This window comes from Synechococcus sp. R60.1, from assembly GCF_047461835.1.
Taxonomy (GTDB): domain Bacteria; phylum Cyanobacteriota; class Cyanobacteriia; order Thermostichales; family Thermostichaceae; genus Thermostichus.
Map to the genome: position 1 here is coordinate 1 of NZ_JANSIA010000026.1, position 15,915 is coordinate 15,915.

Consider the following 15,915-nt stretch of genomic DNA (forward strand, 5'->3'; position numbering starts at 1 on the left):
TTTGCTTCTTTCCCAATGTTAACTCTCTCTTCTGTCTGTAAAAAAGCCAATATCTTCTGCCATTTGTTTTCATCTAAAAAAACCAACTTCATCCTCTTTCCTCTATAAATTATTCCCTCTATCCTAACATAAGATCAACACGACCTAGATTGAGACACTCCTCAAGCATTCCGTGCAGCTTCTGCGACCACTCCCAGCCCCTCTTCCTTTGGGAGAGGGGAGTTAGGAACCAATACACAAATGTTTCATTCCTGTCTAAAATGACTATAAAACGACCGTAGAATGTCAGGTGGACCAGATCTTGCGGATGGGCAAGGTGAAGCCCGGCAGCACGTCCTCTCCCGATAAGGTTTCCGGATCTTCGACCAATTCCGGCGCTTGCCCTTGTCGGTAGATCATCACCCGCTTGGCCTTGGGATCCAGCAGCCACCCCAGCCGGCAGCCGTTGTCCATGTATTCTTGCATCTTGGCCTGAGTTTGGATCCAAGAATCGGTGGGCGAGAGGATCTCCACCACAAAATCGGGGCACAGGGGCAAAAATCCTTGACGGACTGAGGGATCCAAAGCTTCCCACTTTTCAATCGGGATCCAGGCCAAATCAGGGGAGCGGTCGCTGCCTGAAGGCAAGGAAAATCCGGTGGAAGAATCAAAGCTTTTCCCTCGGCCCGATTGCCGATTCCAAACATAAACTTCCCCGGCAATTTCAAAGTTAAGATTGCCCGTTTCCCCACCGGTTGGAGACATGATGACCAATTCTCCTTGGGCAGTACGCTCCAGCTTCAGCTCAGGATTGGCGGCACAAAGCCGGATAAAATCTGCTCGGCTGAGGGTTATCAGGGGAGATAGATTCAGAGTCAGAGCAGCCATGGTAGTGTGACTCCGCCTGTTTTTGGCCTATCGCTCAACATTTTTACTGCAGCTGTTTCCAAGGTTGGGAGAGTTCTGCAATTGCGTGGGATCCCTGTCATGCAAGAGATCCATCAGAGTTGGCTGGGTTAAGGGTGTGGAAAAAAGCTGTATCAGGGATCGTAAATCCGTGAAAGCTACTCATATCAAGCCGACCAGATCTTGCGAATGGGCAAGGTGAAGCCCAGCAGCACGTCCTCTCCGGATAGGGTTTCCGGATCTTCGACCAATTCCGGCGCTTGCCCTTGTCGGTAGATCATCACCCGCTTGGCCTTGGGATCCAGCAGCCACCCCAGCCGGCAGCCGTTGTCCATGTATTCTTGCATCTTGGCCTGAGTTTGGATCCAAGAATCGGTGGGCGAGAGGATCTCCACCACAAAATCGGGGCACAGGGGCAAAAATCCTTGACGGACTGAGGGATCCAAAGCTTCCCACTTTTCAATCGGGATCCAGGCCAAATCAGGGGAGCGGTCGCTGCCTGAAGGCAAGGAAAATCCGGTGGAAGAATCAAAGCTTTTCCCTCGGCCCGATTGCCGATTCCAAAGGGTTAAGTCTGTGGTGATTTCGGCATTCCAGTGGCCGGTTTCCCCGCCGGTTGGAGACATGATAACCAATTCTCCTTGAGCGGTACGCTCCAGCTTCAGGTCAGGATTGGCGGCACAAAGCCGAATAAAATCTGCTCGGCTCAGGGTTGTCAGGGGGGATAGATTCAGAGTCAGAGCAACCATGGCAGGCGTTTGGACACTCCTAAACCATTCTTAGAATGAGTCTAATGGGACCTCAGGATTTGCCCTCTGCTCTTAACCAAGCCACATCTTAACTGGGGTGAGGGGCGGGTTTGGTCAGGCCGATCACCTGAGTGTATGCACCGCGGGCCTGGGTTACACCAATGGTGTGCTCAGCTTTTTCGATCATGGGGCGGCGTAAACTGACCACCAAAAACTGCGCCTGACGAGATTGCTGCCAGATCATATTGGCCAATTTTTCCACATTGGCCCCGTCCAAAAACATATCTACTTCATCAAAGGCGTAAAAGCTGGAAGGGCGGAATCGCTGCAGAGCAAAAATAAAGCTGAGGGCTGTCAAGGATTTTTCTCCTCCCGACATGGCGCTGAGACGGCGCACCGGCTTACCTTTGGGGTGGGCCACCAAGGTTAGACCGCCTGCAAAGGGATCCTCTGGGTTTTCCAATTCCAAATGGCTATCCCCATCGGAAAGTTGGGCAAAGATGGTTTGAAAATGGCCGTTGACGGCATGAAAGGCATCCAAGAAGGCTTGCCGACGCAGGGTGGAAAAGTTCTCGATGCGCAGCAACAACTCGGTGCGCTCTTGGTGCAGGGTTTCCAGTTTGGCGCTGAGATCCCGCAGGCGAGCTTGGGTCTGTTCGTATTCGGCAATGGCCAGCATGTTTACCGGCTCCAGGGATCGCAATTGCTCTTCGATTTTGCGTTTTTGCCGCTGCAGCTCGTCTAAGGTCAGGGTGGCGGGCAAGTCGGGCAGCGGATCCGGCAGCTCTTGGGCCACCGCTTGCAGTTGGGTTTGCAGTTGGGCCAGCAGGGCCTCTTTTTCCTGTTGTTGGGTGAGGGCGTTGTAGCGTTCCCACTCCAGGCGTTGGATTTGCTGTTGTTGAGCCCGCAATTGGAATTCTTGCCGATCCCGCTCTTGGCGCAGGTGGGAAAGTCGGGCCTCGATCTGGCTTATCTGTTGCCGTTGCTCGGCAAGGTGTTGCTGGATTTGGCCAAGGGTGGCTTGGGCTTGGACGATCTGCTCCTGCAGATGGGCTTGGCGCTGTTCGCTCTCTTGCAGGCGCTCCTGGTGGTGCTGGATTTGGGCCTGTTTCAGGTGTTGTTGGCCGGAGTTCTCCTGCTGTTGCCGCTCCAGTTGGGCCAGTTGCTGCTGCAGCTCTGCCAAGCGACTTTCCTGCTGCTGCACCGCCTGCTGCAGTTGCTGCCAATGCTGGTTCACCGGGGATCCCTCCAGTTGGCTGAGCTTGAGGGCGAGATCGGCTAGGCGCTGTTGCAAGGGATCCCAGCGCAGTTGAATCTGCTGGAGCCGCTGCTGGATCTGGTGGCTTTCGCTTTGCCTTTGCGCCAGGGATCCCTGCAGGTGTTGCAGGCGGGCCTGTTGCTTTTGGCAATCGGCTTGGTGACGCTCCAGATATTGCTGGGCTTGCAGGGCGTCTTGGCGAGCCAGGAGCAGGGCTTGGGCCAGTTGTTTTTCGCGGGCTTGGGCTGCTTGTAGGCGCAGGGTGAGGGCGGCCAGCAGTTCCTCCAGCTCGGCCAAGCGGGAGCGCAAGGCGGCCTCCTCGGAAGGTTCGCCGGCAGAAAAGTGGATCCCAGCTCGCTGGGGGGCGCTGCCGCCGGTCATGGCGCCCGAAGTTTCCAACAGCTCCCCTTCCAGGGTGACCATACGGTGCTTGCCGATGTGGGGCTGGGCCAGCTCTAGGCTTTGGAAAACCAGGGTGGAGCCGAACACAAAGCCGAAAACATCCCGGTAGCGCTCTTCAAAACGCACCAAACGAATGGCGTAGTCGATCAGGCCGTCCAATTTCAGGGGGCTGGGTGGGCGGGTGGGCTGGAGCTTGTTCAAGGGCAAAAAGGTGGCGCGTCCGGCTTTTTCCCGCTTCAAAAAGTTGACGGCGCTCACGGCCACGGTGTCATCCTCCACCACCACAAAGTGCAGCCGGTTCCCTGCCGCGATCTCCAGCGCCAGTTGATACTGGGGATCCACCTGCCCCAACTGGGCCACCAACCCCAAAACCCCCGGCAGACGGGCACTCAGGATGGCTTGGGTCGCCCGGGATCCCTGGGATTCTTGCAACACTTGGCGGCGGGTTTCCCATTTGTCCAGTTGCCGCTGCTTGGCGTGCAGCTCGGCGGCCAGGCGCTCGTGGGTGGCGCGATCCAGCTCCAGGCCGGCCTGCAGTTGCGCCAGCTCTTGGGCCAAAGTTTGAACCTGAGCTTCCGACTGTCGGCAAGTGTGTTCCAGCTCGGCGGTGAGGGCCAGGTGGGATCCCAGCCACGCCTCGATCTGGGCAATCTCCGCCTGGATCTCTTGGCTTTGCCGTTCCAGTTGCCGTTGTCGCTCTTGCAGGCGAATTTGCTCCTGTTGGAGAGGCTCCTGTTCAGCGCGGAGTTCCTCAATGTGGCGGGTGAGGTAGCGCTGCTGTTTCACCCAGGCATCAGCGGATTGGGCTAGGGCGCGCAGTTGTTCGCGGCTCTGTTCCAGGCTGGTTTGGGCTTTCTGAACCTGGGCCTGCAGGGATCCCTGGGCTTGGGCCAGTTGCTCTTGTTGGCTGTGCAGGTGTTCCAGCTCCGCCTGCAGATGCTGCTGTTGGGCTTGGCACTCCTGATGTAGGCGCTGCGCTTGCTGGATCTCCTCCTGCCAGGCTGCGATCTGTCGGCTGACCTGTTGCCGCTGTGCTTCGGCGGCGGCGATTTGGGCTTGCAGGTGCAGGTATTCCTCCTCTCCAAGAGCATGGATGCGGCTTTGCAACTCGGCCAGGGCGGCTTCGGCCTGTTGCAAATGATCGTTCAAGGTCTGCACCTGAGCAGTGGCCTGCTCCTGAGCCTCCAGAAGCTGCTGAATGGCCGCCTGGGTTTCTTCCACTTGGACTTGCAAATGCCGCCAAAGCAACACCTGTTGCTGCTGCCCCAGCGTTTGCAGCTGCAGCCGCAGTTGCTGATGGTGTTGAGCCTTTTCGCTCTCTCTGAGCAGCCGTTCTCCCTGGGCTTGCCATTCCTGTTCGATGAGCCGAAAACGCTCAATTTGTTCCCGCACCGCCTCCAGCTTGCTGTTGGCCTGGGCGATCTTGCGGTCGAAGGTGGCCACCCCCGCCAATTCGTCGATGATCTGCCGCCGTTCCTTGGGGTGCATGGAAATGATGCTGGTGACATCCCCCTGTAAAACGACGTTGTAGCCGTTGGGGTAGATGTGCATCGCCTCCAGTTGTTCGTGCAGCTCGCTCAGGGTACAGGGCACATCGTTGATGTAGAAAGTGCTGGTGTAGGGGAGAGAATCCGTCCCGCTATCGCGAGTGGGATCCTCAGCCTTTCCGGGCTTGACCCGCAGCCGGCGACTGACTTTCCATTCCCTAGGCTGACCATCTTCTCCCGGCCCCAGCTCAAAGGTGACGGAAACATGGGTTTCCACCTGCCGATTGCCGTTGAGGCTGCCGGAATGCACCAGATCCAAAAGCCTCTCTGCCCGCATCCCTCGCGAGGACGATAACCCCAGCGCAAACAGGATCCCATCCAGGATGTTGGACTTGCCGGAGCCATTGGGGCCGGAAATGACCGTAAAGCCCGGCAGCAGGGGCAACGAGGTGGTGCTGCCAAACGACTTAAATCGGGTCAGCTCAATCCGCTTGATGTACATCACACCCCACATCTAGCGTGGCCACCAGCATATGATGGCAACAGGCTAGCATGGGTAGCAAAAACCTGTGCAGCCTAGGTCTCTAGGACAGCCTGGGATCCGCATCTGTGCTGACGAGCAGGTCGGCCTTTTGGAGAAGACGATGCACCTCCGCCCTCAGCTCCGGCCAGCGGTAGGTCAGTAAGTTTGCCTTGGAGATAAACAGCAGCCGGTATCCGGGTTTCAGGTTTGGGCACAGAGGGCGCAAGATTTCTCGCAACTGGCGTCGCAGCCGATTCCGTTTTACGGCAGATTTGCTCACCTTTCTGCCGATCACCAGCCCCACTTGGCTAGGGATCCCTTCGCACCCTGCGGGCATCGGCTGAAACAGCAGGGTCAAGCCTGCACCGGAACGACGTTGGCCCCCCTGGTAGAGCGCCTGAAAAGCTCGTCGATCCCGCAATCGATGAGGAGCCGGCAACATTGGGCACCGAGGAGAGTCTGCCCCAGAAGTCAGCGAGTTTTGGGCTGCAACGCTCCAAAAAACCAAGACAAATCAAATCTCTGACCAAAGGGCTTAGGAAACCGCCAGGCGATAACGCCCCTTGGCCCGCCGTCGCCGCAAGACCTGCCGCCCGGTTGCCGTTCGCATTCTGGCCCGAAACCCAGAAACCCGAATGCGTCTGCGATTGGTGCCACGAAGGGTACGCTGAGTCATGGTGAGAAGCCAACTTATGAATCCAAGATCATTTGCCAGAGCTGACCAGACCGAAATTAGCCCGCTTGAAACTGATCGCAGACGCTTAATCTTAGCAGACTCAATGGAAAATTGCTAGATTGGCCACCCCGCGCCGAGCAGTTAAATTGGGAATCCCGAAGCTCCTGTCGAGGAAGCCGCCGCTGTTTCCTCTGGGCTTCTGCTGTGTCGCTCTGAGTGTGTGGTGTGGATATTTCCCTGGATCAGCTCTGGGATGAAGCCCTGTGTCATCTGCAGGTGCAGCTCAGCCGCCCAACCTTTGAGGCTTGGATCAAAACGGCGCGGGCTGAATCGTTGGTGGACAACCGCCTCACCATCTGTACCCCCAGCGAATGGGCACGGGGCTGGCTGCAAAAGCACTACGCTTCCACCATCACCGAGGTGGTGCAGCGGGTAGCCGGGATCCCTTTGCAGGTGGAGTTTTCCGTTTCCCCCCACGCTTCTGTCGAGGCAGAACCCCCTTCAAGGGCGATTTCCCCAACATCGGGCAGAGCCGGCAGCTTACCTGCCTCCACCACCCTAGGACTGGAAGTCGGCGGCAGCCTGCCGATGCGGGCGCCGGATCTCAACCCCAAGTATTCCTTCTCACGGTTTGTGGTTGGCCCCAACAACCGCATGGCTCACGCTGCAGCTCTGGCTGTGGCCGACAAGCCTGGGCGCGCCTACAACCCCCTGTTTCTCTGCGGCGGGGTAGGGCTGGGCAAAACCCACCTGATGCAGGCCATTGGCCACTACCAGCTAGAGGCAAATCCACAGGCCAAAGTCTTTTACGTGTCCACCGAACGGTTTACCAACGATTTAATCGATGCCATCCGGCGAGACAGCATGCAGTCTTTCCGGGAGCACTATCGAGATGTAGATATTTTATTGGTGGATGACGTTCAATTTATCGAAGGCAAAGAGTACACCCAAGAGGAGTTTTTTCACACCTTTAACACCCTGCACGAGTCCGGCAAGCAGATTGTGCTGGCCGCCGACCGTTCCCCCCATTTGATCCCTCGTCTGCAGGAACGTCTCTGTTCTCGGTTTTCGATGGGCCTGATTGCCGAAATTCAATCGCCGGATATCGAAACCCGCATGGCCATTCTCAAGAAGAAAGCCGAGTACGAGGGAATGAACTTGCCCGCAGAGGTGATCGAGTACATTGCCACCACCTACACCAGCAACATCCGCGAGCTGGAAGGCGCCCTGATCCGCGCCGTCGCCTATGTTTCCATTTCCGGCTTGCCGATGAGCGTGGAGACGATTCAGCCCATCCTCAATCCCCCCAGCGAGCCGAAAGAGATCACCGCCGACATGATTACCGATGTGGTCTGTGAAGAATTCGGCATCGACCGAGACAGTTTACTGGGATCCTCCCGCAAGCGTGACATCAGCCAAGCACGGCAAATTGCCATGTTTTTGATGCGCCACTACACCAACCTCAGCTTGCCCAAAATTGGCGATTACTTTGGGGGAAAAGATCACACCACCGTTCTCTATAGCTGTGAGAAAGTCAGTCAGCTACAGCGGGAAAGTCTGCAGTTTGAACGGCAACTGCAAAAATTGGTCGAGCGCTTGCGGGTGGTTGCCAACAGCCGTAGCAGCTAGGCTTTCTGTTGTCGTTGAGCCGTCTTTGAGGTGTTGTTGCCGCCCTTTGGCTCTGCCCGTCTGCGTGGAGAATCCCTCGGAAAGCGGCTACAGTAGGGACGCGATGCATGGGGTTGCAGGTGGTGAGACAGTCTGGCAAAGGGCTTCGCCTGGGTATGCTGCTCCTCTGGGCTGGACTGGTGCCTGAGCGGCCAGTTTGGGCCAATTCCACGCAAGCCAGCATTCAGGATCCGGCGCCAGCCACGCTCTCAGCCGCTTTGGATTTGGGCTTGGATGACCGAATTTTAGAAGACAGCCCCGTGTTGCGCCGCTGGCTGCAAAACCCGCCCAATCTCCTGGAAGAAATCCGCAACACGCCCGTCTTGCCCACCCGCTTGCAGGCCGGCTTTGAGTCCTCTTCGCACTGGCGAATCAGCCTACAAGACTTGCGTCTGGGAGATCGCCTCACCCTCAGCGGTGACTATCGCCAATCTTCCGAACATCCCGAAGTGCGCCAGTACGGGTCGGAAATGCGTTACTTTCTGGCCCCCATGGGATCCCGTTTTAATCTGGCGCCACAACTGGGGTATCGGGCTTTGGAACAAAAGAACCGCAGCCTCAGCGGAGTTAGCTATGGGGCTTTTGCCGTTTTGGCCTTGGCTCCCGGAGCTGCAGATTTGACCGGCAGCTACAGTTGGGTTGCCCCCCAGGAGCCGGAAGAAGGACAGGCCACCCTGGCGGAGCTCACTGCTGCCTACGCCATTAGCCCTTCCTTTCGTCTTTCTGCTCGCTATAGCCTGCGCAACTCGACCCTGGATCGGGAGTTTAGCTTTGGCGTTGGGCTGGAGTGGATCCCCTAGCCTGCGCTCTCGCCCTCACTCCCAGGCCCTCTCCCGGTGGAAGAGGAGGGCTGGGGATCGACGCGACTTGGATTTGGGTGATGGCTCCGCTCTGGACTCAATGAATGGCCACCTCAACCCAGCCCAGATCAGAGGCGCACTGCCCGCACAAAGGCCACCCAACCCAAGCTGAGATAACGCTCCAACTGCAGCCCCACCTGTTGAAGGTGCTCGCGCAACTGGGTTTCCGAGAAAAAATGAAGGCCGGTGGCTTCCAGCCATTGCTGCACCATCTGCCCCCATCCCTGTACCTGCTGGCTGTGCATCGAGACAAAGGCCCCTCCCGGTTTCAAGACGCGGGCAATTTCCCGCAAACAGGGATCCAAAGGCAATTCGTTCAAGGTGGCCCCGCTGATCACCGCCCCAAAAGTTCCAGAGGCGAGGGGAAGCTGTTCAGCCCGAGCCCGCATCAGGCTGTAGTGCTGCCAGTGGGGCTGCGCTTGTTGAGCGGCTTCCGCCAATACCCCTGCCGCATTGTCCAGGCCGATCACCGTCCGTTGTGGATCCTTGGCCAAGAGCAAGCGGCTCCAGTACCCCCCGGCAGTGCCCAAATCCAAGATGGGATCCCCCTCCCCTACCAACTCGGCCAGCAGTTGACTCTCCCGCTCGCTGCCAAAGCTCTCTCCCGTCAGCAGCGACAGGGCCCAGGGCCGCCAGAGGCGATCGTAGCCCCAGGCAAACCCAGGCAGATGGGCAATGGCTTGGGCTGGCGTGAGATGCAAGTCCGATGAGCTGCCGATAAAATCCACGGCCCCAGAAGCGGTGATGGGGTAAATTTGGCCACAACTGGGACAATAAACCCGATCCGCCACGGATCCCTGTTCCCGCCCTGGTGCTTGGGTCAGCCCTTCCCGACCGCAGCTCAGGCAGCGATAAAGGTGAACCGGCAAAGCAGAGAGCGAAGAGAGCATGCGACAGCCCAACGCAACCCAAAACTCGCGAGGAAAAGGGGGCAGCTGCCGGGATCCAGCCCCAACAACCCCCCCAGTTGTCTATCTGGCAATGGAGATGGGATCCCTTAGACCAGCTTTGGACTCCGTCCCGCTTCCGCAAGTGGACTGGGCAGGCCGACCTTCTCCGGGATGGGCACATACTCCGAGACAATCGCCCGGAATTCGTCGCCATCCAGGGTTTCCCGTTCCACCAAGGTATCGGCCAATCGATCCAGCAGAGGGCGGTGCTCCAGCAAAATCTGCTTGGCTTTCTGGTAACAGCTCTCCAGGATCTGCCGCACCTGGCGGTCGATCTTGGCGGCCACATCCTCCGAGTACTCGACGCGGTTCATCCAGCCGCCGCCCAAGAATACCTCGTTGTTGGGGGGATCCAGCATCAAGGGCCCCAGCTCAGACATGCCAAAGCGGGTCACCATCTGCCGCACCAGATTCGTGTTCTGCTGCAGGTCGTTGCTGGCTCCGGTGGTCACTTCGGAGTAGCCGAAGACGATCTCTTCGGCCGCCCGACCGCCAAAGCCCACCACCACCCGATCCAGCAGCCAAGCGCGGCTGTACATGCCGGAGTCGATCTGCTCCTCGTTGGGCAGTTGCTGGGCAAAGCCACCTGCGCCGCCGGAACGGGGGATGATGGTCACCTTGTTCAAGGGATCCGCGTGGGGCAAAAGTGTCATCAACAGGGCATGGCCACACTCGTGGTAGGCGATCAGGCGCTTGCTCTTGCCGTCCAACAGCGGGGGCTTGGTCAGGCCGATGGTGATGCGGTCAATGGCGTCGTCAATGTCTTGGTTGGTGATGGCCATGCGCTGACGGCGGGCCGCCAAAATGGCCGCTTCATTGAGCAGGTTGGCCAGATCCGCGCCGGCAAAGCCGGGGGTACGGCGGGCAATCGCCTCTAGGCTGACCTCTTCCGCCAGCTTCTTGTTGCGGGCATGCACCCGCAAGATCTCGTAGCGCCCCTTAAAGCTAGGCCGATCCACCGTAACCTGGCGGTCGAAGCGCCCCGGACGCAAGAGAGCGGCATCCAACACATCAGGGCGGTTGGTGGCGGCAATCACGATAATGCCGGTGTTGCCCTCAAAGCCGTCCATCTCGGTGAGCAACTGGTTCAGGGTTTGCTCGCGTTCGTCGTTGCCCCCGCCAATGCCGGCCCCCCGCTGCCGGCCCACCGCGTCAATCTCGTCGATGAAGACGATGCAGGGCGCATTCTCCTTGGCCTTCTTGAAGAGATCCCGTACGCGAGAGGCACCCACCCCGACAAACATTTCCACAAACTCAGAGCCGGACAGGCTAAAGAAAGGCACTCCTGCCTCGCCGGCAATGGCCTTGGCCAGAAGGGTTTTGCCCGTCCCCGGCGGCCCCACCAACAACACACCCTTGGGGATCTTGGCCCCAACAGCGGTGAAGCGCTCCGGTTTCTTCAAGAAGGTAACCACCTCTTGCAATTCTTCTTTGGCTTCTTCAATCCCGGCCACATCGTCGAACTTAACGCCGGTTTTGGCTTCCATCTGAAAGCGGGCCCGCGATTTGCCGAAGTTCATTGCCTGCCCAGGGCCGCCCGCTCCAGCACCGGCACGCCGCAGGAAAAAGAACAACCCTCCCAACAACAACAGCGGGATCACCAGGTTGCCCAGAAGCGCCCAAAAGGCGCTGCCATTGCGGGTAGGTACCACTGCCACTTCGATCCCCTGCTCGGTGAGGCGGTCCACCAGTTGCGGTACGGTGTTGGGCAGCAGGTTCACTCGGTAGCGGGTGGAATGCTGGGTCTGGGGATCCACAGCCGTAACTTCAGCTACCAGATTGTTGTCCGTGAGGCGCACATCCGTAACCCGCCCCTCCTCGACGTAGCGCAAAAAGCGATCGTAGGTGAGGGCCGAGGCCAAAGCTGCATGGGCGGGTGCAGGCTGCAGCACCAGGCCGGATCCCTGCCAGAGACAAAAGCCCAGCAGGAGGGCGATCAGCCAGCGCTGGGGAGATAGAGGCTTGTTCATAGGGAAGAGAACGCTCGGTTATTAAAAGTCCTTTAACAAACTTAACCTGTCCCTCCTGGAAGGCACAACCCTACCCCCGCAAGGATGAGCTCCTGAGGGATCCCTGCCCCATCCGATGCCCGCCACAAGCCTGCAGTTAGGCCGAGCCGGGGGATCCCAGACCATCCAGCCCATAGACGCGCCGCCACATAGAGTCGGCCAGAGAGGCCGGCAGCAGCCGCATCAGCCCCAACGCCACCTTACCCCCCGTGAAAGCGGTGTAGCGGTCGGAAGGGTGAGGATCGGTCATCGCCCTCAGGATCGGCTCCACCACCTTCTCCACCGGCCAGGCCATTTTGTTAAACGAGCTGGCCAGCTCGGCAGTCTTGTCCAAGATCGCTTTGTAGGGGCCATTGGGGTTGACAACAGCGGCAAAGGTTTCTTCCGCCACGCGGCCAAACTCGGTGGCTACCGGCCCCGGCTCGATCAAGATGACCTTGATGCCGAAGGGGGCCACCTCCACCCGCAACGCATCGCTGAGGGCCTCCACAGCAAACTTGGTGGCGTTGTAAACGCCGCTGAAAGGCATCGACATCTGGCCGGCCACCGAGCTGAGGTTGAGGATGCGGCCACTGCCTCGTTCCCGCATTTGGGGCAAGAGGGCACGGGTGAGGGCGTGCAAGCCAAATACATTCACCTCAAACTGGCGCCGCATGGCCGCCACATCCACCTCTTCCACCGGCCCCATCTGGCCATAGCCGGCGTTGTTCACCAGGATATCCACCCGGCCAAAATGATCCAGAGCCTTTTGGGCCAGCGCCTCCACCTGGGCCGTATCGGCCATGTCGGTGGGCACCACCAGCGCCTCCGCCCCCCGACTTTCCACCAAGTCCTTGACGTTTCGCAGCAGCCCCTCCCGACGGGCCGCCAGCACCAAGCGAGCCCCGCGTTTGGCCGCCTCCAGAGCGACGGCTTCCCCAATTCCAGCAGAGGCGCCGGTAATCAGCACCACCTGATTGGCAAGTGAAGGCATGGTTTCTTTGATCCAAACTCTCCACCATCCTAGAAGAACGACCGGGATCCCTGGAGAGGGGCAGCTCCGTCTTCCGAACTTCTGGATTCGGCATCCGCTATCATGGCTACATTGGGTAAACCCAGAAAACAGCCGGGACAAAGCCCGATAGACAGGTCTCTGCTTGGGCTGAAGTCCTATGGTGCTTTGATTTAAAGTAGAGAGTTGTGTATAGGGTGCAGCGACTGTGAAGTACTTCTGCAGGCGAGTTGGCCGAGGTCGATCTCTCTCCCCGGAAGAGCGTTGGGTTGTTACTGAGGTTCGATTGGCTCAATTGCTCAGGGCAGCGGAAGCCAACTTGCGGGCCAATTCTGAGTTGCGCCAACAGCAGCAGGAGCAGCAAAAGCAACTGGAAGCCGAGCGCCGCCACAGCGAAGCCCTAAGAGACTCGACCGCCGATTTGCGCACCAGCGTGATGGAGCTGCGGGAAGGACAGGCCCTTTGGCAGAGCCATGTGGAAGAGCTGCGCTCTTGTCTGCGGGAGCTGCTCAAGGAACAAAGCGAACTGGTGCAGATTGTTGCCCAGCAGCAGCACATCCTGAAGGATTGTCAGGAAGTCATCCGCGCCATGCTGGAGCAAATGCGAGATGACCACCGAGACTTCCGCTCTGCCATCAGCATTTTGCTGGAGGAGCTGCACCAAACCGTGCGCTGTTTGGTTCTCAAGGCAGGTGGCACCCTACCCAAGCCCGTTCGCCATCCCGAAGTGCCGGAGACGGATCCCGGCTCCCCGCCGACCGATTCGGCCTCGCCTGGGGAAGGCTCTCCGTCCTAGGGATCTTCTGCTCCCCCAAGAGCTATCCCACATCGCCTTCCGGCAGCCACTGCGGCCAGAACAGGCGCAACTCCCTGACCCGCTCCCCTTTGACCAGGAGGGATCCGCCCCCGGAGCGGCTTTGCAGCGGGATCTCGGCAGGAGAGAAGGAGTACACCTGTTCAGACTCCGTGATCACATCCAGTTGCAGATGGGAATGCCTCTCCAGCTCGGGGGGGAGACCCACCAAGCCCACCAGCACATCCCCTCGGTCGGAGAAGTGAAAGGCCGGCGCGCCCACTTGACCCCGCTCCAAGATGGGGATCTCCTCCAGAGACAAGCGCTTCAGATAGCCCGACCGGCTGGCCAGAACCAGGATCCCTTGCGGGGGCACCAGCGCCATACCTGCAATCTGTTCGGTGCGCCCCAGGCGCAGGGCCGGCGATCCCATAGCCGCTCGACCCATCAAAGGGATCCCTTCGGCAGCCAGCCGCAGCACCCGTCCTCCTGAAGTCGCCAGAGCAACGCTGTAGCCTTGGCAGCCGGGATCCCAAAGGGCTGCCCAGCCCAGCTCATCTCCCTCTTTTAGCTTGAGGACGGTGGATCCCCGTTGGGTAAGGCCCATCAACTCTGCCAGGGCCAGCCGCTTGATCCGCCCCTGCCGGCTGAGCACCACCAAACTTGCCTTGCCCGGATCCGGAGCCAACGTGAAGGTGGCAACCATCGGCTCAGGGTTGGGAAGAAGGGTGAGCAGGGGTACCCCCCGTGAAGACCCAGTGCTGAGGGGGATCCCTGCGATGGGCACGGTAAAAGCCTTGCCGCCAGCGGTGAGCACCAAGATTTCCTGCTCCAGCGTGACGCATTCCAGGCCGACCAGCACATCTTCCCCCAGTTCCCGTTGCGCCGGGTTGCTGCGGGAGCGACGGCTAGGCAGAGGCAGGCGGCGCACATAGCCCTTGCGGGTGAATTGCAGCAAGAAGTGGGTCTCTTCCGTCTCTTCGCCGCTGGGGATTTGGGCCACTTCCGCTTCCAGCTCCGAGGCCGAGAGGATCTGGGTGCGCCGGGGATCCCCGAAGGTCTTTTTCAGGTGTCGCAGCTCTTTTTTCAAATAATTCAAGAGCTTGCGGCGGTCGCTGAGTAGCCCCTGCAGTTCTTCGATGCGGGTCTGCAACTGGGCGTGTTCCTGGTGCAGCCGTTCCCGCTCCAATCCCGTCAGGCGACGCAGAGGCATGGCCAAAATCGTCTCTGCCTGCTGGGGGGTACAGCCCAGGCGAGTTTGCAATTGGGCTTTGGCCGTGGTGCCATCGGGCGCTTGCCGCAGCAGCTCGATCACCCCCTCCAGATCCGCCAGCGCCAGCAACATTCCTGCCACCTCTTCCGCCTTGCGCTGCACCTGCTGCAACTCGGCACGGAACATCCGGTTGAGGGTGGCCTCGCGAAATTGCAAAAAGTGCTGCAGGATCTCTTTGAGGCTCAGCTGCCGCGGTTCCCCGTTCACCAAAGCCAGCAGGATGGCTCCAAAGTTGCTTTGCAAAGGGGTGAGCTTATACAACTGCTGCAAAACCGCCTGTGGGTTGGCCTCTCGCTTCAGCTCCACCACCACGCGAATGCCGCTGCGATCCGACTCATCGCGCAGATCGGCGATGCCGCTGATGCGGTCTTGGTTGGCCAGCTCGGCCACTTTTTCGATCCAGGCGGCTTTGTTCACCTGATAGGGAAACTCGCTGATGACTAGAGCAGGCCGCCGGTGGCGTCCTTTGCCCGGCTGGATCTCCTCAAATCGGGCTACCCCCCGCAGGGTGATGGAACCGCGCCCGGTGAGGTAGGCTTCGCGGATCCCTTGGGTGTCTAAGATTTGGCCGCCGGTGGGAAAATCCGGCCCCGGGATCCACCGCAACAGTTCCTCAGGGCTGAGGTCGGGATGGTCGATCAAAGCCAACAGGCCATCCACCACTTCCCCCAGGTTGTGGGGTGGGATATTGGTGGCCATGCCCACAGCAATGCCGGCAGAGCCGTTGAGCAGCAAAATGGGCAAGCGGGCCGGAAGAACGGTGGGCTCCGCCTGGGATCCGTCGAAATTGGGCATGAAATCGACGATCTCTTCCGATACCTGCTCCAGAAGCGCTGTGTGGCTCAGCTCCGCCAGCCGGCACTCCGTGTAGCGCATAGCCGCCGGCGGGTCATCATCCACAGAGCCGAAGTTGCCGTGCCCCGCCACCAGGGGATAGCGGCTGGAAAAGTCTTGCACCATGCGCACCAGCGCGTCATAAACTGCCTGATCCCCGTGGGGGTGATATTTCCCCAGCACATCCCCCACCACCCGTGCGCATTTGCGGTAGGGGCGATCCGGCGTCAGGCCCAGCTCGTGCATGGCGTAGAGGATGCGGCGGTGTACCGGCTTGAGGCCATCCCGCACATCCGGCAAGGCCCGCCCCACGATCACGCTCATGGCGTATTCCAGGTAGGAGCGCTGCATCTCCCCCTGCAAATCGGTTACAATCACCCGACCCAGACGGGATCCCCCACCCGAGCCAAATCCCAGTCCGTCGAGAGTCAGTTGCTGAGTCATGGCACAAAGGAGCGGAACGCTTTCCAGGTTACTCTAGCCGCTTCTGCGGGCCCCGCGAGAGGGATCCCATCTCATCCCATCTCACATCCCATCTCAATAGAGATAGAGAAGAA

At 59.3% G+C, this 15,915-nt stretch carries 12 protein-coding genes and 1 pseudogene; 3 read left to right on the top strand and 10 right to left on the bottom strand.

Annotated features, from left to right (window positions below):
- The 6 genes and pseudogenes from NW834_RS05435 to rpmH form a co-directional block, all read right to left on the bottom strand.
- Positions 1-92 (bottom strand): annotated as a pseudogene (locus NW834_RS05435) (IS5/IS1182 family transposase); the annotation flags it as partial.
- Positions 93-285: 193 nt separating this feature from the next.
- Positions 286-867 (bottom strand): Uma2 family endonuclease, encoded by a 582-nt coding sequence (locus NW834_RS05440; RefSeq protein WP_414382545.1) that lies wholly within the window; start codon positions 865-867, stop codon positions 286-288.
- Between the two features lie 185 nt (positions 868-1,052).
- The gene (locus NW834_RS05445) at positions 1,053-1,634 is read right to left on the bottom strand and encodes a Uma2 family endonuclease (protein ID WP_414426246.1); all 582 of its coding nucleotides are present in this window, start codon (positions 1,632-1,634) and stop codon (positions 1,053-1,055) included.
- A gap of 88 nt (positions 1,635-1,722) precedes the next feature.
- Entirely contained in the window at positions 1,723-5,283 is a 3,561-nt protein-coding gene (gene smc, locus NW834_RS05450; RefSeq protein ID WP_414418623.1) for a chromosome segregation protein SMC, read from the bottom strand.
- Positions 5,284-5,365: 82 nt separating this feature from the next.
- Positions 5,366-5,746: a ribonuclease P protein component gene (gene rnpA / locus NW834_RS05455; protein ID WP_414342200.1), complete on the bottom strand. Its 381-nt coding sequence runs from the start codon at positions 5,744-5,746 to the stop codon at positions 5,366-5,368.
- Between the two features lie 93 nt (positions 5,747-5,839).
- Positions 5,840-5,980: a 50S ribosomal protein L34 gene (rpmH, locus tag NW834_RS05460; RefSeq protein WP_011434477.1), complete on the bottom strand. Its 141-nt coding sequence runs from the start codon at positions 5,978-5,980 to the stop codon at positions 5,840-5,842.
- 225 nt (positions 5,981-6,205) lie between these two features.
- On the opposite strand from rpmH, the gene dnaA reads away from it, so the two are divergent.
- Both dnaA and NW834_RS05470 read left to right on the top strand, forming a co-directional pair.
- On the top strand, positions 6,206-7,609 hold the full coding sequence (gene dnaA, locus NW834_RS05465; RefSeq protein WP_414418622.1) for a chromosomal replication initiator protein DnaA: 1,404 nt from the start codon (positions 6,206-6,208) through the stop codon (positions 7,607-7,609).
- A 119-nt stretch (positions 7,610-7,728) separates the two neighbouring features.
- Complete coding sequence (locus NW834_RS05470; RefSeq protein ID WP_414418621.1) at positions 7,729-8,448, top strand: hypothetical protein; 720 nt, start codon at positions 7,729-7,731, stop codon at positions 8,446-8,448.
- 128 nt (positions 8,449-8,576) lie between these two features.
- On the opposite strand, the gene NW834_RS05475 is transcribed toward NW834_RS05470, so the two are convergent.
- The 3 genes from NW834_RS05475 to NW834_RS05485 all read right to left on the bottom strand — a co-directional run bounded on the left by NW834_RS05475 (position 8,577) and on the right by NW834_RS05485 (position 12,440).
- Entirely contained in the window at positions 8,577-9,398 is an 822-nt protein-coding gene (locus tag NW834_RS05475) for a class I SAM-dependent methyltransferase (protein WP_414332082.1), read from the bottom strand.
- A 107-nt stretch (positions 9,399-9,505) separates the two neighbouring features.
- Positions 9,506-11,428, bottom strand: a complete 1,923-nt coding sequence (gene ftsH, locus NW834_RS05480; protein WP_414418620.1) for an ATP-dependent zinc metalloprotease FtsH — start codon at positions 11,426-11,428, stop codon at positions 9,506-9,508.
- 136 nt (positions 11,429-11,564) lie between these two features.
- Positions 11,565-12,440, bottom strand: a complete 876-nt coding sequence (locus NW834_RS05485; protein WP_414426247.1) for an SDR family NAD(P)-dependent oxidoreductase — start codon at positions 12,438-12,440, stop codon at positions 11,565-11,567.
- 304 nt (positions 12,441-12,744) lie between these two features.
- Between NW834_RS05485 and NW834_RS05490 the strand changes: the two genes are divergently transcribed.
- Positions 12,745-13,254: a hypothetical protein gene (locus tag NW834_RS05490; protein ID WP_414426248.1), complete on the top strand. Its 510-nt coding sequence runs from the start codon at positions 12,745-12,747 to the stop codon at positions 13,252-13,254.
- A 22-nt stretch (positions 13,255-13,276) separates the two neighbouring features.
- Here NW834_RS05490 and NW834_RS05495 read toward each other — a convergent pair whose 3' ends face one another.
- Entirely contained in the window at positions 13,277-15,802 is a 2,526-nt protein-coding gene (locus NW834_RS05495) for a DNA gyrase/topoisomerase IV subunit A (RefSeq protein ID WP_414426249.1), read from the bottom strand.
- Between the last annotated feature and the right edge of the window lie 113 nt (positions 15,803-15,915).